24 protein-coding genes are annotated in these 22,225 nt (G+C 71.0%); 3 read left to right on the plus strand and 21 right to left on the minus strand.

Annotation, left to right across the window (positions count from 1 at the left end; all coding sequences use genetic code 11):
• Positions 1-106 precede the first annotated feature (106 nt).
• Complete coding sequence (gene lhgO / locus DI272_RS07220) at positions 107-1,303, minus strand: L-2-hydroxyglutarate oxidase (protein ID WP_109494512.1); 1,197 nt, start codon at positions 1,301-1,303, stop codon at positions 107-109.
• On the minus strand, positions 1,296-2,750 hold the full coding sequence (locus DI272_RS07225; RefSeq protein WP_181387111.1) for an aldehyde dehydrogenase: 1,455 nt from the start codon (positions 2,748-2,750) through the stop codon (positions 1,296-1,298). Before DI272_RS07225 ends, lhgO begins: the two co-directional genes overlap by 8 nt.
• A gap of 136 nt (positions 2,751-2,886) precedes the next feature.
• Between DI272_RS07225 and DI272_RS07230 the strand changes: the two genes are divergently transcribed.
• Positions 2,887-3,174, plus strand: a complete 288-nt coding sequence (locus DI272_RS07230) for a putative quinol monooxygenase (RefSeq protein ID WP_109494516.1) — start codon at positions 2,887-2,889, stop codon at positions 3,172-3,174.
• Between the two features lie 41 nt (positions 3,175-3,215).
• On the opposite strand, the gene DI272_RS07235 is transcribed toward DI272_RS07230, so the two are convergent.
• The 12 genes from DI272_RS07235 to DI272_RS07290 all read right to left on the minus strand — a co-directional run bounded on the left by DI272_RS07235 (position 3,216) and on the right by DI272_RS07290 (position 14,081).
• Positions 3,216-4,193 (minus strand): methionine synthase II (cobalamin-independent)-like protein, encoded by a 978-nt coding sequence (locus DI272_RS07235; RefSeq protein WP_109494518.1) that lies wholly within the window; start codon positions 4,191-4,193, stop codon positions 3,216-3,218.
• Positions 4,194-4,202: 9 nt separating this feature from the next.
• Positions 4,203-4,661: a heme-binding protein gene (locus DI272_RS07240; protein ID WP_109494520.1), complete on the minus strand. Its 459-nt coding sequence runs from the start codon at positions 4,659-4,661 to the stop codon at positions 4,203-4,205.
• Entirely contained in the window at positions 4,658-5,443 is a 786-nt protein-coding gene (locus tag DI272_RS07245; RefSeq protein WP_109494522.1) for an alpha/beta fold hydrolase, read from the minus strand. Before DI272_RS07245 ends, DI272_RS07240 begins: the two co-directional genes overlap by 4 nt.
• A gap of 25 nt (positions 5,444-5,468) precedes the next feature.
• A complete protein-coding gene (locus DI272_RS07250; RefSeq protein WP_109494523.1) occupies positions 5,469-5,840 on the minus strand; it encodes a VOC family protein in 372 nt (123 codons plus the stop codon).
• Complete coding sequence (locus DI272_RS07255) at positions 5,837-6,607, minus strand: fumarylacetoacetate hydrolase family protein (RefSeq protein WP_109494525.1); 771 nt, start codon at positions 6,605-6,607, stop codon at positions 5,837-5,839. The genes DI272_RS07250 and DI272_RS07255 overlap by 4 nt, the downstream gene beginning before the upstream one ends.
• On the minus strand, positions 6,604-8,052 hold the full coding sequence (locus DI272_RS07260; protein ID WP_109494527.1) for an NAD-dependent succinate-semialdehyde dehydrogenase: 1,449 nt from the start codon (positions 8,050-8,052) through the stop codon (positions 6,604-6,606). Before DI272_RS07260 ends, DI272_RS07255 begins: the two co-directional genes overlap by 4 nt.
• 14 nt (positions 8,053-8,066) lie before the next feature.
• Positions 8,067-8,975 (minus strand): VOC family protein, encoded by a 909-nt coding sequence (locus DI272_RS07265; RefSeq protein WP_109494529.1) that lies wholly within the window; start codon positions 8,973-8,975, stop codon positions 8,067-8,069.
• A 97-nt stretch (positions 8,976-9,072) separates the two neighbouring features.
• Positions 9,073-9,984 (minus strand): LysR family transcriptional regulator, encoded by a 912-nt coding sequence (locus DI272_RS07270; RefSeq protein ID WP_109494531.1) that lies wholly within the window; start codon positions 9,982-9,984, stop codon positions 9,073-9,075.
• Between the two features lie 10 nt (positions 9,985-9,994).
• Positions 9,995-10,957 carry a sugar ABC transporter substrate-binding protein gene (locus DI272_RS07275; RefSeq protein ID WP_109494533.1) on the minus strand — a complete coding sequence of 321 codons (963 nt, stop codon included), beginning with the start codon at positions 10,955-10,957 and terminating at the stop codon, positions 9,995-9,997.
• Positions 10,958-11,035: 78 nt separating this feature from the next.
• The gene (locus DI272_RS07280; RefSeq protein WP_109494535.1) at positions 11,036-12,043 is read right to left on the minus strand and encodes an ABC transporter permease; all 1,008 of its coding nucleotides are present in this window, start codon (positions 12,041-12,043) and stop codon (positions 11,036-11,038) included.
• On the minus strand, positions 12,040-13,527 hold the full coding sequence (locus tag DI272_RS07285) for a sugar ABC transporter ATP-binding protein (RefSeq protein WP_109494536.1): 1,488 nt from the start codon (positions 13,525-13,527) through the stop codon (positions 12,040-12,042). Before DI272_RS07285 ends, DI272_RS07280 begins: the two co-directional genes overlap by 4 nt.
• Positions 13,524-14,081, minus strand: a complete 558-nt coding sequence (locus DI272_RS07290; protein ID WP_109494538.1) for a carboxymuconolactone decarboxylase family protein — start codon at positions 14,079-14,081, stop codon at positions 13,524-13,526. Before DI272_RS07290 ends, DI272_RS07285 begins: the two co-directional genes overlap by 4 nt.
• Positions 14,082-14,314: 233 nt before the next feature.
• Here DI272_RS07290 and DI272_RS07295 point away from each other — a divergent pair, with 233 nt between their 5' ends.
• A complete protein-coding gene (locus DI272_RS07295) occupies positions 14,315-14,725 on the plus strand; it encodes a cupin domain-containing protein (RefSeq protein ID WP_109494539.1) in 411 nt (136 codons plus the stop codon).
• Between the two features lie 21 nt (positions 14,726-14,746).
• A complete protein-coding gene (locus tag DI272_RS07300; RefSeq protein ID WP_109494541.1) occupies positions 14,747-15,499 on the plus strand; it encodes an MBL fold metallo-hydrolase in 753 nt (250 codons plus the stop codon).
• Positions 15,500-15,545: 46 nt separating this feature from the next.
• Here the strand turns inward: DI272_RS07300 and DI272_RS07305 are convergent, their stop codons facing one another.
• The 7 genes from DI272_RS07305 to DI272_RS07335 form a co-directional block, all read right to left on the minus strand.
• Positions 15,546-16,877, minus strand: a complete 1,332-nt coding sequence (locus DI272_RS07305) for an aromatic acid/H+ symport family MFS transporter (RefSeq protein WP_109494543.1) — start codon at positions 16,875-16,877, stop codon at positions 15,546-15,548.
• A 136-nt stretch (positions 16,878-17,013) separates the two neighbouring features.
• Positions 17,014-17,964, minus strand: coding sequence for a catechol 2,3-dioxygenase (locus tag DI272_RS07310; protein WP_109494545.1), 951 nt, complete (start codon positions 17,962-17,964; stop codon positions 17,014-17,016).
• A complete protein-coding gene (locus DI272_RS07315; protein ID WP_109500722.1) occupies positions 17,961-19,019 on the minus strand; it encodes a 4-oxalomesaconate tautomerase in 1,059 nt (352 codons plus the stop codon). Before DI272_RS07315 ends, DI272_RS07310 begins: the two co-directional genes overlap by 4 nt.
• A gap of 32 nt (positions 19,020-19,051) precedes the next feature.
• Positions 19,052-19,756 carry a 4-carboxy-4-hydroxy-2-oxoadipate aldolase/oxaloacetate decarboxylase gene (locus tag DI272_RS07320; protein WP_109494547.1) on the minus strand — a complete coding sequence of 235 codons (705 nt, stop codon included), beginning with the start codon at positions 19,754-19,756 and terminating at the stop codon, positions 19,052-19,054.
• Positions 19,753-20,502: a PIG-L deacetylase family protein gene (locus DI272_RS07325; RefSeq protein ID WP_109494548.1), complete on the minus strand. Its 750-nt coding sequence runs from the start codon at positions 20,500-20,502 to the stop codon at positions 19,753-19,755. The genes DI272_RS07320 and DI272_RS07325 overlap by 4 nt, the downstream gene beginning before the upstream one ends.
• 51 nt (positions 20,503-20,553) lie before the next feature.
• Entirely contained in the window at positions 20,554-21,204 is a 651-nt protein-coding gene (locus tag DI272_RS07330) for a GntR family transcriptional regulator (protein WP_109494550.1), read from the minus strand.
• Positions 21,205-21,320: 116 nt separating this feature from the next.
• Positions 21,321-22,187: a LysR family transcriptional regulator gene (locus tag DI272_RS07335; RefSeq protein WP_109494551.1), complete on the minus strand. Its 867-nt coding sequence runs from the start codon at positions 22,185-22,187 to the stop codon at positions 21,321-21,323.
• Positions 22,188-22,225: the final 38 nt, after the last annotated feature.

The raw sequence follows: 22,225 nt of genomic DNA on the forward strand, positions 1-22,225 counted from the left end.
GTGGCGCTGTGGTGCGGGGGGAACGCTAGGTGGGTTCCGGGGCCTTGCGGAGTCCCCGGGAGCGCAACCACTTGTTGCACTCAAGTGACCTGTGAGCAGGGCATCTTCAGGTTGCGTAAACGGACTCGACGATGTGCTCGGCGATCGCCATGGACGCCGTGGCGGCCGGCGAGGGCGCGTTGCGGACGGCGGTGATCCGGCCGGCGGCGTGGATGCGGAAGTCGTCGACGAGGGTGCCGTCTCGGTCCAGGGCCTGGGCACGGACACCCGTGCCGCCGCGGACCACGTCGTCGACGCCGACGCCGGGGACGTACAGCTCGGCGTCCTTCATGAAGGCCGCCCGCGACAGGGCGCCGCGGTACTCCTTGATGCCCGTGCGCCAGTGCCGGGCGGCCATCCGCCAGGTGCCGGGGTACGCGGCGATGCCCAGGAGGTCCTTCGGGGAGATCCGGCCGAGCGTGTAGCCCTCCCTCGCCAGGGCCAGGACGGCGTTCGGACCGACCTCGACCGAGCCGTCGACGCGTGGGGTGAAGTGCACGCCGAGGAAGGGGTAGCGGGGGTCGGGGACCGGGTAGACGAGGCCCCGTACGAGGTCGGTCCGGTCCGGCTTGAGGAGCATGTACTCGCCGCGGAACGGGATGATCCGCGGACCGGTCCTGTCCTGCGCGAGCCTCGCCACTGCGTCCGACTGCAAGCCGGCGCACAGGATCAGCCGGTCGACCTTGATCCGTTCCTGGCCGGAGGCGACCTCGATGCCGCCCGGGACCCGGGTGATCGAGGTGACGGGGAAGCCCGGCCGCACCTCGCCGCCGCAGACCTCGACGTCCTTGGCGAACTCCTGGGCGATCGCCGTGTAGTCGGTGATCGCGGTGCGCGGCGAGTGCAGGGCCGCGATGCCGCCGGCGTTCGGCTCGATCTCCTTGATCTCGTCCCGGGACACCTTGCGCAGGTCCGGCACATGGTTGTGCCTGGCCCGCTCGTGGAGGTTCTCCATGCGGCCGAGTTCGTCCTCCCGCACGGCGACGACGAGCTTGCCTATCTCCTGGTAGGGCAGCGCTCGTTCCTGGCAGTACTCCCGCAGCAGCGACACACCCCGTACGCACAGGTCCGCCTTCAGGCTGCCCGGCGCGTAGTAGAGGCCCGCGTGCACGACGCCGGAGTTGTGGCCGGTCTGGTGGACGGCGACGGCCCGTTCCTTCTCCAGCACCACGACCCGGGTGCCGGGGCGGCGCAGGGCGATCTCCCGGGCGGTGGCCAGCCCTACGATCCCGGCGCCGACGACGCCGACGGTCTCGTCAGCCACGCGCCGCCTCCCCGATGTGCACGGCGACGGTCTTGACGCGGGTGGAGAAGCGCAGCACCTCGTCGCCCTGCTCCTTGTACGCGGTACCGGAGTCGCGGAAGCCGCCGAAGGGAAGGTGGACGTCCCAGCCGGTGGTGGTCGTGTTGACGGCGACCTGACCGCACTCGACCTCGTCGGCGAACCGGTACGCGCTCGCGAGATCACGGGTGAAGACCGCGGCGGCGAGCCCGAAGTCGGAGTCGTTGACCGCGTCGACGGCCTCGGCGAAGTCGTCCACCGCGCGCAGGGCGAGGACGGGGCCGAAGACCTCCTCGCGCCAGATCGCCATGTCCGGGGTGACGTCGGTCAGCACGGTCGGCCGGACGTGGCAGCCGTGCGGACGGTCCGTGTCGGCCGTGCCGCCGGTGCAGACGGTCGCCCCCTCGTCGATCGCCCTGCCGACGGCGGCGAGGACGCTGTCGCGCTGCCTCGGGCTCGACAGCGGGCACAGCGTGGTGGCCGGGTCGCTTCCCGGGCCGGTCATGAGCGCCTCGACCCGGTCGAGCAGCAGGCGGGTGAACGCGTCGTAGACCGGCCGCTCGACGACGACCCGGCTGGTCGCGGTGCACCGCTGCCCGGCCTGCCCGAAGGAGGCGGCGACGACGGCCTGCGCGGCTGCGGGGAGATCGGCGTCACGCAGCACCACCGAGGCGTTCTTGCCGCCGAGTTCGCCCTGGAAGCGGACGTTGCGGTCGGCGAGGCGGCGGCGGATGCGGTTGCCCACGGCGTTGGAGCCGGTGAAGGTGATGCCGGCGATGCGCGGGTCGTCGAGCAGGGCCTCCTCCAGTTCGGAGGTGCGGCCCGTGACGACGTTCAGCACTCCGGCGGGCAGACCCGCGTCATGCAGGGCACGGGCGAAGTGCACTCCGGACAGCGGGGTTTCGCCGGCCGGCTTGAACACGGCCGTGTTGCCGGCCGCGAGCAGCGGGGCGAGCTTGCGGGCCGGGGTGATCAACGGGTCGTTCCACGGACTGATGACCAGGATCACGCCGATGGGCTCGCGCTGGGTGTGCGTACGGTGATTCGGGCGTACGTCGTGCAGGAGGGTGCCGTAGCCCTGGCGGGCCAGACCGGCGTAGTAGTCGAGGAAGTCGGCGGCCTTGAGGGTCTCGCCGCGCGCCTCGGCGGCGGTCTTGCCGTTCTCGGCGGTGACGTCCGCGGCGATCTCGTCGACGCGCTCACGGATCAGCCGGGCCGCCTCGGTGAGGACCCGGGCCCGCTCGAAGGGGCTGGTGCGCTTCCAGCCGGTGAAGGCCCGCTCGGCGTGGTCGTAGGCGCGGGTGACGTCCTTGGCTGTGAGGGCGGGGACGCGGGCGACCGGGGTGCGGACGTCGGCCGGGTCGTGGACGTCGATCCACTCGCCGGTCGTCACCCACTCGCCGCCGGAGAGGATTTCGAGAGTACGCATGCGGTTCACGACACCTCACGGGTCGGCGATGGGACCAGCTCCGGGGCGGCAGACATTGCTTGCGCTCCGTGCGAGCCGCTCATCAGGGGATTCATGGTGGGATCGGTGGCCCGGACGATCCATGAGGAGGAACCCGATGGCCTACGCAGTCATCGCCCGTTACCACTGCGCCGCCGACGACGAGGCGAGCGTGCGGGCCGCGCTGCTGAAGGTGCGCGAGCACACCCGCGCCGAGCCCGCGAACCTGGCGTACGAGGTGCACGCGGAAGTGAACGAGACCGGCTGTTTCGTGTTGTACGAGCAGTACGCCGACCAGGCGGGCTTCGAGGCGCACAAGGCGGCGAGCCACTTCAAGGAGCTGATCGTGGAGACGGTGTGGCCGCTGCTCACCGGCCGGTCGGTGACGTTCGCCGAAGTGCTGTGAAGCGAAGTGCCGGGCAACTCTGCCGAGTTGCCCGGCACTTGTCAGAACTCGTTGCCCCAGACGTACCGGGCGAGTGTCTCGACCAGGACCAGTTTCCTGCGCTGCTGCTCCGCGGTGAGGGAAGGCCTGTTCGCCACGTCGGCGAAGCCTCTCGACGGGGACAGGGCCGCGTCCTCCAGGTCCTTGAGTTCGCCTGCCGCGTCGATGCGGGTCAGTACGGTGTCGAGGTCTTCCGGCTCGGGCACCGTCGCGTCGACCACGCCCAGGCAGACGTCCCGGTCCTCCGGCAAGGCCCTGACCAGGTCCAGTTCGGCCTCGCTGCCCTCCAGCAGGGGCAGGCTCCAGCGGTCGGCGGGGATCTCGCCGTAGAGCCTCTCGAGGCGTGCCCGGTCCGCCTCCGCCGGCGCCGTCCAGCCGGGGCAGACGCCGATCCGTACGCCCTCCGGGCGGTCGTCCAGCCGTACCGCCGACGCGTCCACCGCCAAGGCGTCCTCGTAGGAGAGGGGGCCGAGGTCGGCGTCCAGCAGGAGCGGGTTGTTGAGCTGGATCAGGCGTACGCCCTTGGAAACCAGGAGTGCGATCTCCGCCCGGATGATCTCCGCGAGGGCCTCACCCAGTTCACGGGCGCAGGAGACGCCGAGGCCGGGCTGGTAGGTCGTGGCGGCGAGATACGCCGGGGACGGCAGCGCCACCTTGGGGGCGATCACCGTCAGCTCCGAGAGCCTGGCGGCCCAGCCCGCCACGAGCGGGCCGTCGGCCCGTGGGAGGGACTCGGCCACCCAGCGGACCAGGCCTTCCGGTCCGGTCTCGTCCGTGCGGCGCAGGCCTGACACTCCGTCAAGGACCGCGCTGCGGAAGTCCTCCCGTGGGAAGTCGCCGTCGGTGACGACCGTGGAGCGCAGCTTGCGCTGGAGGACGACCGCGTCCTGGACCGCCTGGTCCGTGCCCGTCGCCGCGAGGTCGGGCGGGCGGACCAGGCTGCCGTGGTGGTCGATGCGGTAGTTGAACGTGTCTGCCATGGTGTTTCCTCAGCCCTTTCCGCCGCTCACGCCCCACGCGGCGAACTCCAGTTCGTATCCGAGGGACTTGAGGGCGTCCTCGGCGATCTGCTGGTCCTCGGCCGCAGTCCCGCCGGCGATGCCGAGGCCGCCGATGATCTCGCCGTCCTTCTTGATGGTGACGCTGCCCTCGGTGGCCATGATCGGCATGGCGGCGCCGGGGAGTTGGGAGAGCTGGGAGAAGAACACGGGCTGGCTCTCCTGCCACTTCTTCAGCATGGTGCCGGGGCGCTGCATGATCGCCGCGGTGTAGGCCTTGGCGCGGGCGATGTCGGGGGTGAGGGGGCGGGCCCCGTCGGGGCGGCGGATGGCGACGGGGAAGCCGGCCGCGTCGACCACGGCCACGCTCACCGCCTTGCCGATCGCCCGGGCGCGTTGCTGGGCTGCGTCGAGGATCTTCTCGGCGGCGTCCAGGGTGAGGCTGGTCATACGGAGTCCTTCGGTGCGGTGAGGGTGCGGCGCAGGCGGGCGACGGCCGCGTTGTAGGGGCCGGGCGTCTCCCAGTACATGGAGTGCGGGGCGCCCTCGACGACCTCCAGGTGCGAGCCGGGCAGCAGTTCGTGGGCGCGGGTGACGGTCTTCACGCTGAGCACCGCGTCCTTCTCGCCGGCGAGGAAGGCGACCCTGACGCCGGAGGCCTGGATCTCCTCCAGGCTCGGGCCGTCGGTGTCGAGGTTGCGCAGGTCCTGCATCCTGGCCACATTGAAGGTGCCCATCTGCTGGAACAGGAAGGTCATGTCGGCGCGCTCGGTCTGGAAGGGCCTGGTGAGCAGGCGGTCGATGACCGGCAGCCTGACGGCCTCGGCGCGGTCGGCGGCGGCCAGCTCCTTCAGCTCGGGGTGGCCGATGCCGCCCAGGGAGTGGCCGAGGACGACGGAGGTGACGCGTTCGGGGCGGAGCAGAGCGGCGCGCAGGGCGGCGACGGAGCCGATGGACTGGCCGACGAGCATCACGTCGGTCAGGTCCTCCTGGTCCAGCACGGCGACGACGTCACCGGGGAAGTCCTGGCCGTCGAACTCGGGCATGGCCGAGTCGGACTTGCCGAAGCCGCGCAGGTCGACGGTGACGACGGTGAACTCGTCGCGCAGCGCGGCCACTTGCTGCCACCAGGCGGCGTGGTGGCCGCCGCTGCCGTGCACGAACAGGATCGCGGGGCCGTTGCCGTGGCGCTCGTAATAGATGGCGGTGCCGTCGGAGTCGGCGATGGGCATGGAGTGAACTCCCGTTGCTACAGGCTCAGTTGGGGCGCTTGGCGTGATGGACCAGCTCGATCATGGTGTGGTCGGGGTCGTGGATGTAGCAGAACTTCGACTGGTTCTCCGGGCGCTGGATCGGGCGGGTGTGCCGGATGCCCAGCTCCCTGAGGTGGTCCAGGAAGTCGTCCCAGTCGTCGACCTCGACGGCGAAGTGGTAGGGCGCCATGCGCTCCATCTCCTCGACGGGCGTGAAGTGGAGGTCGAAGTTGCCCCGGGTCATCAGCACCACACGGGTGTTGGACTTGGGCATGATCCGCTTCATCCCGAAGACCTTCGCGTACCACTCGGCGGTCCGGTCGGGGTCGGTGGTGGGGAAGTTGACGTGGTGGATGTAACGGGGTTCCCGGCTCATGGGTGGTTCCCTTCGAGGTGTACGGGGTTGGAGAGCACGCCGATGCCGCTGATCTCGACGTCCACGGTGTCGCCCGGCTCCAGTTGGCAGGTCGACTCGGCGCCCATCCAGAGCACGTCACCGGGCTGGACGGTCAGGTGCCTGGTGATCTCGACGAGGTGGTCGAAGGGGTCGAACACCATGTCGCCGGTGGGGAATCGGGACCGGACCTCGCCGTTGACCCGGAGCGTCGTCGTCTGGGCGAGCGCGTCGACGTCCGTCTCGATCCAGGGGCCCATCGGCTTGAAGGTGTCGCTGTTCTTGCTGCGCCAGAACGAGCGGTCCTGGTGCTGCCAGGTGCGGGCGCTGACGTCGTTGCCGATGGTCCAGCCGAAGACGGCCGCACGGGCCTCGTCGTACGTGGCGTGGCGCAGCGTTCGGCCGATGACGGCGACGAGTTCGGGTTCGGCCTCGAAGCGTCCCGTCACCTCGCGCGGTTTGACGATCGCCGAGAGGTGCCCCGTGAGCGCGTTGTTGGCGCGGTAGCCGACCTCGGGCCGGTCCGGTGCGGCGACCCCGGTGTGGGCGATGTGCCGGGGGTAGTTCATGCCGACGGCGTAGAAGACGCCAGGCACGACGGGCGGCAGCCACACGGCCGTTGCCCGCGGCACGGTTCCGATCACGTCCGGCCGCTCCCCCAGCGGGCAGCCGGACAACAACGCGACCTCGGTCTCCCCCACCCGGCCCCAGACGGCCCGCCCGCCGACCGAGAGGCGCGCGTACCTCACGGCACCAGCAGGTGGGAGACGCGCTTGGTGACCAGGTAGGCGTCGAGGGCCTCGGGTCCGCCCTCGCGGCCGTACCCGCTCTCCTTCACCCCGCCGGACGGTGCCTCGTGCACGGAGCCGCCGCAGTGGTTGATGGAGAGGATGCCGGCCTCCAACGCGCCCGCGAGGCGCTCGGCGGTGGCGGCGGAGTCGGTGTAGCCGTAGGCGGCGAGGCCGTACGGCAGCTCGTTGGCGGTGTGCAGGGCCTCGTCCAGGTCGGCGAAGGGCACGATGGGGGCGATCGGCCCGAACGGCTCCTCGTGCAGGACGTCCGCGTCCGGCGGTACGTCGGTCAGCACGGTGGGGGCGAAGAAGTACCCGGCGCGGTCGAGGCGTTCGCCTCCGGTGCGGACGGTGGCGCCGCGGGCGACGGCGTCGGCGGTGAGACGGCGCATTGCGTCCAGGCGGCGTTCGTTGGCGAGGGGGCCCATGGTGGTGCACTCGCTGAGGCCGTCGCCGACGGTCACCGCCTCCGCGGCCTTCACGAACTCGGCGGTGAAGTCCTCGGCCAGGCTCTCGTGGACCAGGAAGCGGCTCGGCGACGTACAGACCTGGCCTGCATTGACGAACTTGGCCCGGGCCGCGCTGCGGGCGGCGGTGGCCGGGTCGGCGTCCGGGCAGACGATCACCGGGGCGTGGCCGCCGAGTTCCATGAGGGAGGGCTTCATGACCTTGCCGGCCTCGGCGGCGAGGAGCTTGCCGACCGGGACCGAGCCGGTGAAGGCGATCAGCCGGGTGACCGGGGAGGCGATGAGGTGCGCGGAGACCTCGGCGGGCGCACCGAAGACCAGGTTGAGGACACCGGCGGGCAGACCGGCGTCCGCGAAGCAGCGGACCAGTTCGGCGGCGGTCGCCGGGGTCTCCTCGGCGGCCTTGATGACGATCGAGCAGCCCGCGGTGAGGGCGGCGGACATCTTCCGCATCGGGCCGCCCGCCGGGAAGTTCCACGGCACGAACGCGGCGACCGGTCCGACGGGCGCGCGGCGCACGCTCAGCAGGGTGCCGGGTGCGGAGGGGATGATCCGCCCGTAGGCGCGGCGGGCGTCCTCGATGTGCCAGCGCAGGGTGTCGGCGACCCGGCGCACCTCGCCGGTGGACTCCGCGAGCGGCTTGCCCTGCTCCAGGGTCATGATCCGGCCGACCTCGGCGGCCCGCCCCGTGAGCAGGTCGGCGGCGGTGTGCAGGATCTGGCTGCGCCGGGCGACGGGGGTGTCGCGCCAGATGCGGAAGCCCTCGTCGGCGGCCTTCAGGGCGCGGTCGAGATCGGCGGGGGTCGCCAGCGGTACGGCTCCGATCACCTCTTCGGTGGCCGGGTTCACGATCGGGGCGGTACGTCCGGTGCCGCCCTGGCACCACTCGCCCGCTATGTACATGCGGACGGCGGGGTAGCCGTGGTCGGTCGTCATGGGTGGGTGCCCTCTCAAGAGGCTTCGTTGTCGCGGTTGGTGCGCAGGGCCCAGATGTGGTGGGGCGGGGTGGTGGCGTGCACCCGGGTCTCGTAGGAGTCGTCGACCCGGTCCATGTCGGCGGCGTACTCGACGCGGCCCCCGCTCGGGGCGTGCAGGAAGCGGAAGACGTTGGAGCCGATGGTGTGGCGGCCGAGCCTGCGGGCCTCGCGCCAGCCGCGTTCGATCATGTGATTGCCGCCTTCGACGACGTCGTCGAAGCCCGGCACCTCGTAGGCGATGTGGTTGATCCCGGCGCGGTCGGGGCGGTGGCAGAGCAGCATGGTGTGCTGGTCGTCGTCGCCGGGGGCCTGCATGAAGACGCCCATGGGTTCGACCACGTCGGTGGGCCGGAAGCCGAGGAGATCGGTGTAGAAGGCGACGGCCTCGTGCCTGCCCGGCTTCGGGATGTTGAGGGCCACGTGGCACATGCGCAGCGGGCGGACCCGTTCGATCGGCTCCAGGGCGGTGTTCCAGCGGTGGACGCCGCCCGGCGTGTTGGCGGGGCGTGGGGTGACCGGCGCCGGCTTCGGGCGGGCCAGGGTCAGGCCGACGCCGAAGCCCGTCTCGTCGACGGTGTGGTGGACGCCGTCGGCGCTCGCGCGGACCTCGCGGTGTTTGCCGACCGCGGCGACCAGCCGGTCCAGTTCCTCCTGGGTGTCGACGCCCCACACGACCTCGCGCAGAGTGGGGCCGCTCTCCACCGGCGGCGGCAGCAGGCTCGGCCAGGCGTCGAGGTGGAGGGTCTGGCCGGTGCGCGTCTCCAACACCGCGTGGTCGTCGGTCCGCTCCACCAGGAACAGTCCGAAATCGTCGTAGAACCGGACGCATTCGTGCAGGTCGTCGCTGCTGTAGGTGACCGATTCGATTCTCTGGATTCCCATGGATTCCTCGTTTCCGGGTCGCCTCGTGAGCGTAGATTTCCGTGCGCGCGGGCCTCAATGGCCCGAGCTTCACGAGGTGCGCAATCGTTTCTTGCAGTCAGGGCCGGATTGCCGGAATGGGGTTCTGCGAGAACCATTCGGCGAGGAAGTCCAGGAAGACGCTGATCTTACGGGGGGTGTCATGGCCCGGACCGTAGATCGCGTACAGCGGGCGGTCGGGGACCGCCAGCTCCGGCAGCAGCACCTGGAGGGCGCCGGAGACGAGGTCGTCGTAGGCCGGGCGCTGCGGCAGCAGGGCGAGGCCGCGGCCGTGCACGGCGGCTTTCTGCAGGGCGATGTAGGAGTTGGACGAGAACGCGATGTTACGGATCTTGTGCAGGGTGCTCGCGTGTCCGTGGCCGATGCGCCAGACCGGATCGTTGACGTGCACCAGGCAGTCGTGGTTCGCGAGGTCGTTGGGGTGGGAGAGCTCGCCGTGCCGCTCGATGTACGTCTTCGACGCGCACAGCACGAACGGCAAGGACGAGATCTTCTTCAGCCGGACGCTCGAATCGCGGAGATCTCGGGTATGGAATGCGATGTCGAATCCGCTGTCCAGAAAGTCGTACGTCCGGTCCGACATACCGCCGAGTTCGAATCGCACCTGGATTTTGGGATAAGCGGCGGAGAACGCCGCGATGGCATCGCCGAGATCCAGGCTCCCTATCCATTTCGGGCAGATGATGCTGAGCGTCCCCTCGGCGCGGTCGTGCGACTGCGCGATTCCCGCGTCCTCGGCCTCGATCTCGTCCAGGATGCGGGCGGCAAACTCGGCGTACCGCTGGCCCGGCTCGGTGAGGCTCACCGAGCGGGCCGTGCGGTTGACCAGCCGGACGCCCACCTGCCGTTCCAGCTCGGCGACGTGCCGGGAGACCAGCGAGCCGGAGGAGCCCAGCTTCTTGGCGGCTCCGCTGAAGCTGCCGACCTGTGCGACGGTGACGAAGCTGTGCATGAGGAGCAGGCGGTCCATGGTGGGCTCCTTACTTGGGGCAGTACTGCGGCGCTTCGTCCACGGTGTCCTTGGTGACCAAGACAAGAGGAATGTTGGCAATCTTGTCAACGCTCTTGTCCTTGTCGAGCAGGGCGATCGTGTTCCTGACCGCGGTCCGCCCGATGGTCATCGCCGAGTTGGCGACGGTCGCGGACAGCTCCCCGCTCCTCACCGCGGCGACGCCGTCCTCTGTGCCGTTCACGCTGACGATCCGCACGTCCTCGGCGCCGGCCGCGTCGAAGGCCTTGCGGACGGCGAAGGCCATCTCCTCGTTGGCGACGAAGGCGTAGTCGAGGTCGGGGTGCGCCTGGATCATGTTCTCGGCGACGTCCTGGGCCTTGGCCGGGTTGAACATGCCGGGCTGGTTCGCGACCACCTTCGCGGTGCTCGGCAGCGCGTCCTCGAAGCCGCCCACCAGCAGGTCGGAGGCGGCACCGGGGGCCCCGGCGACGATCCCGACCGTGACGTCCTTCCCGGCGGCGTCCTTCTCGATCCAGCCGGCGTCCAGCGCGCCGACCTGCTTCAGGTCGACCTTGGCCACGCCCAGCACGTCGGACATGTCGTCGGTGGCGACGGAGGTGAGGAAGACCGGGATGCCGGCGCTCTTGGCCTTGGCTATGTCGCCTTCCAGGGCGTCGACGTTGACGGTCTGCACGATCAGGGCGTCCACGTTGCGGGAGATCATGTCCTCGATGTTGGAGAGCTCGGTCCCGGCGTCCTGTTTGGAGTTGGCCGAGTAGAGCCTGGCGTCCTCGGACTTCGCCGTCTGCTCCACGGCCTTCAGCAGGCAGGTGTGGAAGTGGGTGGCGGCGCCGTTGACGAAGCCGAGGGTGACCGCGCCGTCGGCAGCGCCCGCGGCGTCGTCCTCGGTGCCGCAGCCGGAGAGCATCAGCGCGGCGGCGCCGAGGAGGGAGACCGCGGCGGCACGGCGCCGGCGGGGAGTGCGATTCATGGGTACGCCTTTCCTGCGACATTGAAGAGAAGGGGCGACAGATGGATGGCGGTCAGCGGCGGTTGTGGCGGTGGCAGCTCAGTGCCCCGGCGACGACCTCCGCTGGAACTCGTTGACGACCGCCGCGACGAGCAGCACACCGCCGGTCACGACGTACTGGTAATTGCCGTCGACCTGGAGGAGGTTGAGGGCGTTGGCGACCACCCCCAGCAGCACCGCGCCGAGGACCGTGCCGACGATGCTGCCGTGGCCGCCCGCCAGCGAGGTGCCGCCGATGACGACCGCGGCCACGGCCGTCAACTGGGTCATCAGGCCTGCCGTGTTGGGGGCGGCGGCGCCCAGTCGGGACAGCAGCATGAGACCGGCCAGGCCGGCGAGGGCGCCGGCGAGGGCGTACAGCGCGAGTTTGCGGCCCGCGACGTTGATGCCGCTGAGCCGGGCGACGTGCTCGTTGCCGCCCATGGCGTAGGCGTCGCGGCCGAAGGTGGTGAACCGCATCGACAGACCGACCCCGGCGAGCACCAGCACCGCCACGACGGTCAGATACGGGATGCCGAGGATCTTGTCGTTGCCGAGCGCCGTCAGCCGGTCCCCGATGGTGACGCTCATGCCGTCGAGGACGAGCAGGGCCACCCCGTCGAGCAGCATGGCGGAAGCGAGGGTGGCGACGAAGGGGGCGACCCGGGTGAAGGTCACGACGACTCCGTTGACCAGGCCGATCAGGGTCGCCAGCAGCAGGCTGACCAGGACCGCGGCGGTCGTCGACCAGCCGTCGTGCAGGAGTTGCGCGGCCACCGACAGGGTGACGGCCGCGTTGCTGCCCATGGAGAAGTCCATGCCGCCGGCCGTCATCAGCAGGGTGAGTCCGGCCGCGATGACGGCGTTCACGCTGATCTGCCGGAGCACGTTCAGCAGGTTCTGCGAGGTGGTGAAGGAGTCCGCCTGGACTGCGGTGAACACCGCCACGAGGACGAGGACGACGACGAGCCCGCCGTGCGGAATGTGCAGCAACGCCCGCGGGGACCTTCGCGGTGCGGCGGGTCCGGCCACGGTGTCCGGGGCGGCCGAGGGGGTCTTGAGGCTCACTTCGGCTGACCTCCGAGTGCGGTGGCGACGAGCTCGTCGCGGGTGATGGCGGTGATGTCGTGTTCGGCGACGGTGCGCCCGGCGCTCACGACGACGACCCGGTCGGCGAGGCGCAGGACCTCCTCGGCGGAGGAGGAGGCGAGCAGCACGGCGACGCCGCGCGAGGCGAGCTCGTCGACGAGGGTGTGGATGTCGGCCATGGCCGCGACGTCCACCCCGTTGGTCGGGTCCTCCAGGAAGCAGGCGACCGGCTCGGTCTCCAGCCACTTGGCGAGCAGGACCTTCTGCTGGTTGCCGCCGGACAGGGTGCCGACGGGCGGGTTCCCGGTGAGGGCGACCACGCCGTAGCCGGCGCGCAACGGGGCCGCGCGGCGGGCGAGTTCGTGCCGGCGGTGCAGCCGTCGGCGGGCGAAGCGGTCACCGGCCAGCATCAGGTTCTCGTCGACGCTCATGCCCTGGACCAGGCCGAGGGCGCGCCGGTCGCCGGTGACGCAGCGCAGGCCGCTGGCGAGCGAGGCCGCCACCCGGCCGAAGGGCACGGCCCGCCCGTCGACGTACAGGTCACCGGCGTCCGGGCGCCGCCGCCCGGACAGCAGGTCGAACAACCGGGACTGGGCGTCGCCCGCGGGCCCGAGGACGGCGACGATCTCGCCCTTGCGCACCTCGACGCCGAAGTCCCGCACGGCCCGGCCGTGGCTGAGCCCCCGGACGCACAGCCCGCTCTCCGGTTTCGGGCCGGGCCGCTCGGGCCGCCGCGAGACGACGTCCCGCCCGACCATGCTGCGCACCAGCGAGGCCGGCTCCATCTCGGCGGCCGGGGCGCTGGTCACCACCGCGCCGTCGCGCAGCACGGTGAGCCGGTCGGCGACGGCCATCACCTCGTCGATGTAGTGCGAGATGTAGACGACGGCGACCCCGTCGTCCCGCAGCGTCCGCACCAACTCCCTTATCCGGTCGGCGTCGTCGGCGCCGAGGCAGGCCGTCGGCTCGTCGAGGATGAGGATGCGGCCACCGCGGCGGACCTCGCGGGCCACCTCGACCATGGTCTGTTCGGCGACGGTGAGGGTGCCGGCGACGCGCGCCACGTCGATGTCGATGCCGAGCCCGCAAAGTGCCGCGCGGGCCTGCTCCTTGACGGCCTTCCACCGGACGGCACAGCCGTGGGTGGGCAGGTCGCCCAGCATGACGTTCTCGGCGACGGTCAGCCCCATGGCCAGTTCGCGGCGCTGCGGGACGCAGGCGATGCCGAGGCTGCGCGCCTTGCGCACGGTGAGCCCGTAGTGCTTGCCGCCGCCCACCTCGATGGTGCCGTCGTCGGCCGGGTGGGCTCCGGAGAGGATCTGCACCAGGGTCGACTTGCCGGCCCCGTTCATGCCCATCAGCGCGTGGATCTCACCGGGGTACAGGTCGAGGTCGACGCCCTTGAGGGCGGCGGCCCCGCCGAAGCTCTTGGTGACGCCCCGGACGCGGAGTACCGGAGTCACGGCCGGTCACCCGCGGGGGCCACGCGTCCGTAGCCGCGGATGTCCGGGAACGGGGGCTCCTTGTCGGCCTGGAGGTCCACCTGGAAGGTGTTGAGGCACATGCCGAGCATGGTGAAGTTGCCGAGCGCGCCGATGGCGTCGACCAGCCCCTTGGAGCCGAAGTGGGCGAGGGCCCGGGCGAAGGTCCCGTCGCTGACGAAGTGCTCTTCCAGGACCTCCCGGCAGAACTGGTAGAAGGCCTGGTCGGCCTCGGTGCCGAGGACCGCCTCACGCCGCTCCGCGATGGCCTGCACGGCGGTCTCCGGGATGCCCGCCCCGATCGCCTGGTGGACATGTGCGTTCCAGGAGTACTGGGCGTCCCAGTTGCGGGCGGCCATCAGCAGCGTCAGCTCGCGCAGATGCCTGGGCAGGCTGCAGTCGAACCGGGCGAACGCGCCGAGCGACTCGGCCCGTTCGCACATCTCCGGGCTGTGCAGCCAGACCCGGAACGGCCCACGGACGGCACCTCGGCGACCGGCGATACGGGCGGCCAGCTCCTGCTGCCGCGGGTCCATTTCCTCTTGGCTGAGAACGGGGAGCCTCATGTGGCCGATACCTGCCTTTTCTTTCCGGCGCGTTTCCGGCACGGATCCGAAAGCCGTGCGATGCGAGCCGACCGTACAGCCGTGTCCGAGAAGCTCACCCCTCCCGAAATGCAAGGTAAAGGTGCACGCCAGAGGGCACCGGCCGCGGCGCGCGCGACCTAACGTCGGTCGGCACAGCACCGTGAAGTGGAGAGGAACTCCGGATGACCACGATCATCAAGGCCGCGTCGGTCCCCCTGCTCGACCGGGGCGGGGCCGTGGTGACCACGCCACTGATCACCACGCCGTCGGCGGGCGGGGAGAACCTGATCACCAGCGGCATGAGCGTGTATCCGGTCGGTTCCGGGGCCCCGCTGCACTCGCACAACTGCGACGAGCACGTCACGGTGCTGGAGGGCGAGGCGGAGGTGTGGGTCGACGGCGAGGTGACGCAGCTGGCGCGCTTCGACACCACGTACATCCCCTCCCCCGTCCCTCACCTGTTCCGCAACATCGGGGACACCCCGCTGCGCATCCTGTGGGTGTACTCCTCGGGACACGTCACCCGGACGTTCACGGAGACGGGCAGGACGGTGGAACACCTGTCGGCCGAGGACCAGATGGGCGACGACTGACGTCAACTAAGCTGCGGTGACATGCGATTGACCGTTCTCGGCGGCTGCGGCGCCTGGCCCACCGCGGATCAGGCGTGCAGCGGCTACCTCGTCGAGTACGAGGGTTTCCGCCTGCTGATCGATCCCGGTCACGCGACGATGCCCAGGCTGCTCCGGCACATCCAGGCCGACGCGGTCGACGCCGTCCTGGTCAGCCACGGGCACCCCGATCACTGCGCCGACCTCAACCCCCTGCTGCGGGCACGGGGGTTGAGTGACGTTCCGCCGCCCGCGCTGCCGGTGTACGCGCCGCACGGGGCACTGGACGCCGTACTCGCCCTCGACCGGCCGGGCATGCTGGCGGCGGCGTACGACCTCCATGAGTTCCGGCCCGGCGACGACCTGCGCATCGGCCCCTTCACCGCCGGGACCTGTCTCCTGCCGCACTTCGTGCCCAATGCCGGCATCCGCCTCGCCACCCCGGACGCCGTCCTCGCGTACACCGGCGACACCGGCCCCAGCCCCGGCATCCCGCGCCTGGCGGCGGGCGCGGACCTGTTCCTGTCGGAGGCGACGTACGTGGAGAAGGTGCCGGACGCCGACGCGCCGTACCTGCTCACCGCACGGCTCGCGGGCGAGTACGCCCAACAGGCAGGTGCCGGACGTCTGTTGCTCACGCATCTCTGGCCCGGAACGGACCCCGCGGCCGCGCTCCGGACCGCCGCCGGGGCCTTCTCCGGACCTGTCGACGTCGCCGCTCCCGACCTCACGCGGGAAGCCGGCCACCGCCCCTGACGCGCGCGGTGGCCGGCTTCGGCCTTTCCCCCTGTGACGGCTCAGGTCAGTGCGAGCCGACCAGTTCCTGCCCGCTCGTGGCCGGCGCGCCCTGCTTGGCGCTGCGCAGGGCCGCGACGCCGATGAAGACCATCGACCAGACACCGGTGATCGCGAAGGCGGTGAAGCCCCAGTCGCCGTTGCCCGCGGCGAGCAGCTGGCCGCCCAGCCACGGGCCGAAGACGGCACCGAAACGGCCCATTCCGGAGGTCCAGCCGACGGCGGTGGCACGGTTGTCCGGGGTGGAGCGGATGGACACCGTCGCGTAGATCATCGTCTGGGCGCTGTTGAGGAAGACGCCGGTGAGGAAGACGATGACCATGGTCAGGGTCTGGTTCATGTGGACGCCGAGCAGGAAGACCCCGACCGCCGTCAGCGCGAACCACAGGGCCGAGATGCGCGGGGCGCCGAACGCGTCGGCGGCCCGGCCGGCGACGAGCATGCCCACGATGCCGCCGATGTTGAAGACGACCACGAAGGTCAGGGCGTCGGCCAGCGCGTAGCCCTCGGCGCGCATCAGGGTGGGCAGCCAGGTGGCGACGCCGTAGACCAGGAGCAGACCGCCGAAGGAGGCGAACCAGTACAGCAGGGTCTGCAGCCACTCGCCGCCGCGGAACAGGTTGACCAGGGCGTCCCAGCGGTCGGCGGCCGTCTTCCGGCCGCCCGCGGCGGGCAGTTCGACGTCGTACCGGGTGGCCAGCGCCCGCGCCTCCTCCGTGCGGCCCTTGGCGACCAGGAAGCTCAGCGACTCGGGCAGGAACTTGGCGAGCACCGGCGCGAACAGCAGCGGCAGCACGCAGACCCAGAACGCCGCACGCCAGCCGACCGGGTCGATGAGCCACTTGGCGACGTAGGCGGAGAGGATGCCGCCGGCGTGGTGGGCGGTCATCAGCACACCGATGGTGATGGCGGCACGGCCGCGCGGGGCGTAGTCGGAGACCATGCTGATCGCGGTGGGCAGCAGACCGCCGAGGCCGACGCCCGCGAGGGTCCGGCCGAGGCCGAAGACCTCGACGCTGCCCGACACGGCGCACAGGCCGGAGGCGAGCGAGAAGAGGGTCACGCAGGCGACCATCAGCTTCTTGCGGCCGATCCGGTCGGCGACGGTGCCCGCGGTCAGCGCGCCGACCAGCATGCCGAAGGTGGCGTACGAGCCGAGGTCGCCGGCCTGGTCGGCGGTGAGGCCGAAGGTCTTCGTGGCGAGCAGGTGCGGCAGCACCGAGCCGTAGATGAACATGTCGAGGCCGTCGAAGAGGACGGCCAGCCAGCACAGTCCGACGACCAGCTTGGCCAGTCCGATGCCGCGGGCGGATGCGGCCGGGGAGGGGGAGGAAGACATCGTTGGTTACCTCTCGTACTTGGTGCGCTAGACGCTAAGGAGCCGCCCGCCAAACGTCAACGTTTTTGTCAACAATCTCATCGACAGTTTTGGCGGGCGGCTCGCACAGCGCCCGGTGGGCGCACAGAAGCCCTGGTCAGGCGACCGGCGGTGTCCCGTGCGTGTGGAACGACTCGATGGTCTTCAGGCCCCAGGCCTGCCCCTTCTTCCGCTCCTCCTCGGTCCAGGTGATCAGCGGCCAGTCGGGCGCCAGCACCAGCCGGGTGAGCGGGTTGCACAGCTCGATGCGGTTGCCGCCCGGCTCGTAGACGTAGAGGAAGAACGTCTGCTGGATGGCGTGCTTGTGCGGGCCCGTCTCGATGAACACCCCGCTGTCGATGGCGAGATCGGCGGCGCGCAGGATGTCCTCGCGGGTGTCGGTCGCGAAGGCGAGGTGGTGCAGCCGTCCGGCGCTGCCGGTCCAGTCGGAGGTGTAGACGACGTCGTACGACTTGTTCGTGTACGTCAGCCAGCGCGCCGCGATCTTCCCGCTGTCGAGCCGGATCTGCTCCGTCGGCCGGGCACCGAGGACGTTCTGCTGGAACTCGGCGTTGGCGAGGACGTCGGCGGCGAGGAAGTTGATGTGGTCCAGGCGCCGGACGCCCACGCCCCGGTTGGGTTTGGCCTGGGGCTGGTTCTTCAGCGCGGGCCTGAGTTCCGCGGGCGCCCGGTAGTGCTCGCTCTCCCAGTACAGGGCGTGCTCGTGGCCGTCCGGGTCGGTGGTGACGTAGAGCTTGCCGAGGCCGGGTTCGTCCTCGACCCAGGTACCGGTGCCGCCCGCCGCCTCGTTCGCCTCGATGCGGCGGTGGAGGGCCTCCTCGCTGGAGGTGCGCAGGGCGAGCCGGCCGAGGCCGGGCTGCTCGCGGGCGGTGAGGACCAGGCTGTGGTGCTCGTAGTCGTCGAAGGTCCGCAGGTACACGGTGTCGCCCTGCCGGCCGTTGACCGTCAGGCCAAGGTAGTCGGTGAAGAAGGCGACGCTGGCGTCCAGGTCGGGGGTGAACAGCTGGGCGTGGCCGATGTGCGCGATGTCGCCGAGGGGCGGAGTCATCGGTGACCTCCTTGGGGTAGTGCGGCGGCCCGGGGGAAGACGGTGCCGTCGAAGATCTTGCGGGCCGTGCGCACCACGGCGGTGCGGCGGGCGGAGGGCAGGCCGTCGGGGCCGGTGCCGAGGCTGCTGTCGATATCCAGGAATCCGGTGGGATGTTCTATGCGCGTCCGGTCACTGCCGGGCGTGAGCTCCGCGAGCCCCGCACCCACCCCGCCCTCGATCCGCAGCCCGGCGGCCACCCCTGCCGCGCCGAGCACACCGATGGAGGTGTGGCAGCGGACGGGGATGAACGTGCGGGTGCAGATCGCACCGCCCTCGCGGGGCGCGGCGAGCAGGGTGAGCTTGGGGACCGTCGTGTCCGACACGTCGCCGAGGCCCATCAGACGGCCGGCTTCCAGGCGGATCTCGCGCAGCCGGTCGGCGAGCGCCAGATCCTCCTCCAGGTCCTTGGGCGTCTCGTACCCGGTGACCTTCAGGTCCGCGGCGGCGACCAGCACGACCGGCATGCCGTTGTCCACGCAGGTGACCGGGACACCGCCGATGGTGTCGCGGACCTTGCCGGTGGGCAGCAACGTCCCCGCACCGGCCGGGAATTCGATGACCACCGGAGCCGCCGTGCCGGGTACCCCGGCGATCCTGGCGTCGCCGGTGTAGTCGACCCGGCCGCCGGGGGTGCGGAAGGTCGCGGTGGCCAGGTCACCGGAGTTGACCATGTGGATGCGGACGGAGGTGGACTCCTCCCCCGCCGGGACCAGGCCGCGCTCGACGGCGAACGGGCCGACGCCGGCGAGGATGTTCCCGCAGTTCTGACGGTCGCTCACCTCCGGCCGGTCGACGACGACTTGGAGGAAGAGGTAGTCGACGTCGGCCTCGGGGCGGGACGAGGGCGAGACCACGGCCACCTTGCTGGTGAGCGGATGGGCCCCGCCGAGGCCGTCGATCTGCCGTTCGTCGGGGCTGCCCATGATGCGCAGCAGCAGCTCGGCGCGGGCGGCCGGGTCGGCGGGCAGGTCGTCGGCCAGGAAGTAGGCGCCCTTGGAGGTGCCGCCGCGCATCAGCAGGCAGGGCACCTCCTCGGGCACGGAGGTCACGGCCGCTCTCCTTCGTACTCCGCGTACGTCCGGTACTCGACGCCGAGGCTCTTCAGCTTGTCCCGCAACCCGTAGCGGTCCAGGCCGAGTTGGCCGTCGAGGAAGGCGGCGCGGGTGGCGGCCTCCTTGGCCTCGCGGGCCTCGGACCTCTCGACGGTCTCCCGGACCCGCTCGCGCGGGACGACCACCACCCCGTCGTCGTCGGCGAGGATCGCGTCACCGGGGCGGATCACCTGGCCGTCGATGGCGATGGGGACGTTGACCGAACCGCCGGTGGCCTTGACGGTGCCCTGCGAGGAGATTGCGCGGGACCAGGCGGCGAAGCCCATGTCACGCAGTTCCTGGGTGTCACGGATGCCGGTGCCGAGGACGACTCCGCGCACCCCGCGCTGTTTGAGGGCGGTGGCGAACAGCTCGCCGAACAGGCCGTCGGTGCACGGGGAGGTGGTGGTGACGACCAGGATGTCGCCCGCGCCGCACTGCTCGACGGCGGCGTGGATCATGAGGTTGTCGCCGGGCCAGCTGAGCACGGTGACGGCGGTCCCGGCGACCCGCACGCCCTGCTGGACGGGGCGGATCTCCGGGCCCAGCAGGCCCGTTCGCCCCATGGCCTCGCTCACGGTCGCCACGCCGTAACCGGCCAGCGCGTCGACGTCCTTCAGGTCCGCCTTGGGCGGGTCGGTGACGATCACGCCGCTCATGCCAGCTCCTTCGCGATCTGCGGGTAGGGGCGCATGTACGCCTCGGCCATGGTCCGGTGCGCGAGGCCCAGGTTCGGGCCGGCGTTCCGCTTGAGCTGGACGCCGCGGCGGACGGCGAGGTCGGTGTAGTAGTCCCACAGGTGCTGCTGGGCGCCGAGGCACTCCATGGCCTTGCGCTTGGTGTCCCACACCTCGGTGATGTCGAGGAGGACCTCGGGCTTGAAGCCGCTCATCTCGGGCTGGTGCGGCTCGAAGAAGAAGACGGGCGGGGCGCCGATGATCTCGCCGGGGGCGGGGTAGCCGATGGCCTGGGCGAGGACGCGGGCCTCCAGGGCCATGCGGTTGGCGGCCGGGTGGTCGCCGTTGTACGGGTCCTCGGTGGGGTGGGTGAGCACGACGTCGGGCTGGGTGTCGCGGTACACCTCCACGAGCCGGTCGGTCAGCTCGGGCGTGACCAGCAGCGGGTAGTCGCCGGCGTCGAAGAAGCGGACCTCGGCGCCCAGGGTGGCGGCCGCGCGCTCGGCCTCGTCCCGGCGTATCGCCTTGATCTCCTCCAGCTTCTTCCCCTCGCGCCACGCCTTGGCGGACTCGCCGCGCTCACCGAAGGTCAGACAGGCGATGGTGACCTTCTCGCCGCGCGAGGCGGCCAGGGCGATGGCCCCGCCCGCACGCCACACGAAGTCGCCGGCGTGTGCGGTGATGACGAGTGTGGAACGTGGGCTGGCGGGCGCGTTGGCCTGGGTCATTGCTGCAATCTCCCTTGATGACAGGTGTGCGCCCGCCCCGCACCGTCGCGATCAGTCGCGCAGCGCCTCGATCACGCTGGTGAGGTGGGCGCGGACGGCCGCTTCGGCCGCCTGCGGGTCCCTGGCCCTGATCGCGTCGATCATCGCCAGGTGCTCGTTCAGGGAGTGCTGCGGACGCCCCGGGCGCAGCGCCAACTGGAACCGGTGGCGCACCAGTTGGGCGTTGAGCCGCTCCAGCAGGTCCACGGCCGTCTGCTGGCCGGAGTACTCCCGGACCTTGGCGTGGAGCTCCTGGTTGAGCTCGGAGTAGGTCACCGGCTCGCCGTCGGCCACGGCCTTGGTCATCGCCGTGCCCAGCTCCGTCAGCTCGGCGAGCTGCTCGTCGCTGGCGGCGACGGCGGCCTTGGCCGCGCACAGTCCTTCGAGGACCATCCGGCACTCGGTGATGGCGACCGCCTCCTCGACGGTCACCACCCGCACCCGGGAACCCCGGTTGCGGATCCGCTCGACGAGGCCCTGGGCCTCCAGATCGATGAGTGCCGCACGGATGCTGGCCCGTGTCACACCGAACTGCTCGGCGAGCTCGTTCTCCACCAGCCGCTGCGCCGGTGCCATCTCGCCGTGCAGGATCGCCTGCCGCAGCTGCGCGAGCGCATGCTGCTTGGCCTGCTCCCCGGTGCTCGGACGGGCTTCTTTCGGCATCGTGCCCTCCCTGAGTGAGTGCCTGTCGAACCTAAATCTAGCCAAACAAGATTGTCAACAATTTTGTCTGCCGTATTGCTTGCATCGCTCGGACCCCTACCCGGCCCGTCCCGCGTTCAGCCGTCCCGGTACAGGGCCGTGAGCAGTTCCATCACTGCCTGGGTCGCCGGATGCGGATCGTCCCGCCACCAGGCGAGCCGCACCGCGATCGGCTCCCCGTCGCGCACCGGCCGGTAGACGACCCCGGGCCGCGGGTACTGGTTGGCGGTGGACTCGGCCGTCATCCCGACACAGCGGCCGGTGGAGATCACGTTCAGCCAGTCGTCGACGTCGTGCGTCTCCTCGGTGGCCGGGCGAGCCTCCGGCGGCCACAGGTCCGGGGTGGTGGTGCCGGTACGGCGGTCCACCAGCAGCGTCCGCCCCGCGAGGTCGGCCATCCGCACCGAGCGGCGCCGGACCAGCGGATCGTCGGCGGCCATCGCGCACAGCCGCCGCTCCAGCCCGACGATGGCCGACTCGAACCGCCGGTCGTCCAGGGCCCGGCGTACGACGGCCAGATCGCAGGCGCCCTCCGCGAGCCCCGCGGTCGTCGAATTGACGCGCACCAGGTGCAGGTCGGTCTCCGGACGCTCCCTCCCCCACCGGCGCTGGAAGGGCAGCGTGTGCCGGCCGAGCGCCGCCCAGGCGTAGCCGATGCGCAGGTGGGCGTGGCCCGAGGTGGCGTCCCGGACCAGGTCCGCCACCTCGGCGAGCACCCGCCTGGCCTGCGCGACGACCCGCGCCCCGGCCACGGTCGGGGTCACTTCTCGCGAGGTCCGCCGCAACAGCCGTACGCCCAGGGCGCGTTCGAGCGAGGCCAGAGTGCGGGAGACGGCCGCCTGGGACACCCCGAGGGTGAGCGCGGCGTCGGTGAAGGTGCCCTCGTCGACGATGGCGACGAGACAGCGCAGCTGCCGGAGCTCCACATCCGCATCCACATCCATGACGCAAGCGTATAGATCGTCGCACAGATGCATTTTGC

This window comes from Streptomyces sp. Act143 (genome assembly GCF_003143935.1).
Classification (GTDB): domain Bacteria; phylum Actinomycetota; class Actinomycetes; order Streptomycetales; family Streptomycetaceae; genus Streptomyces.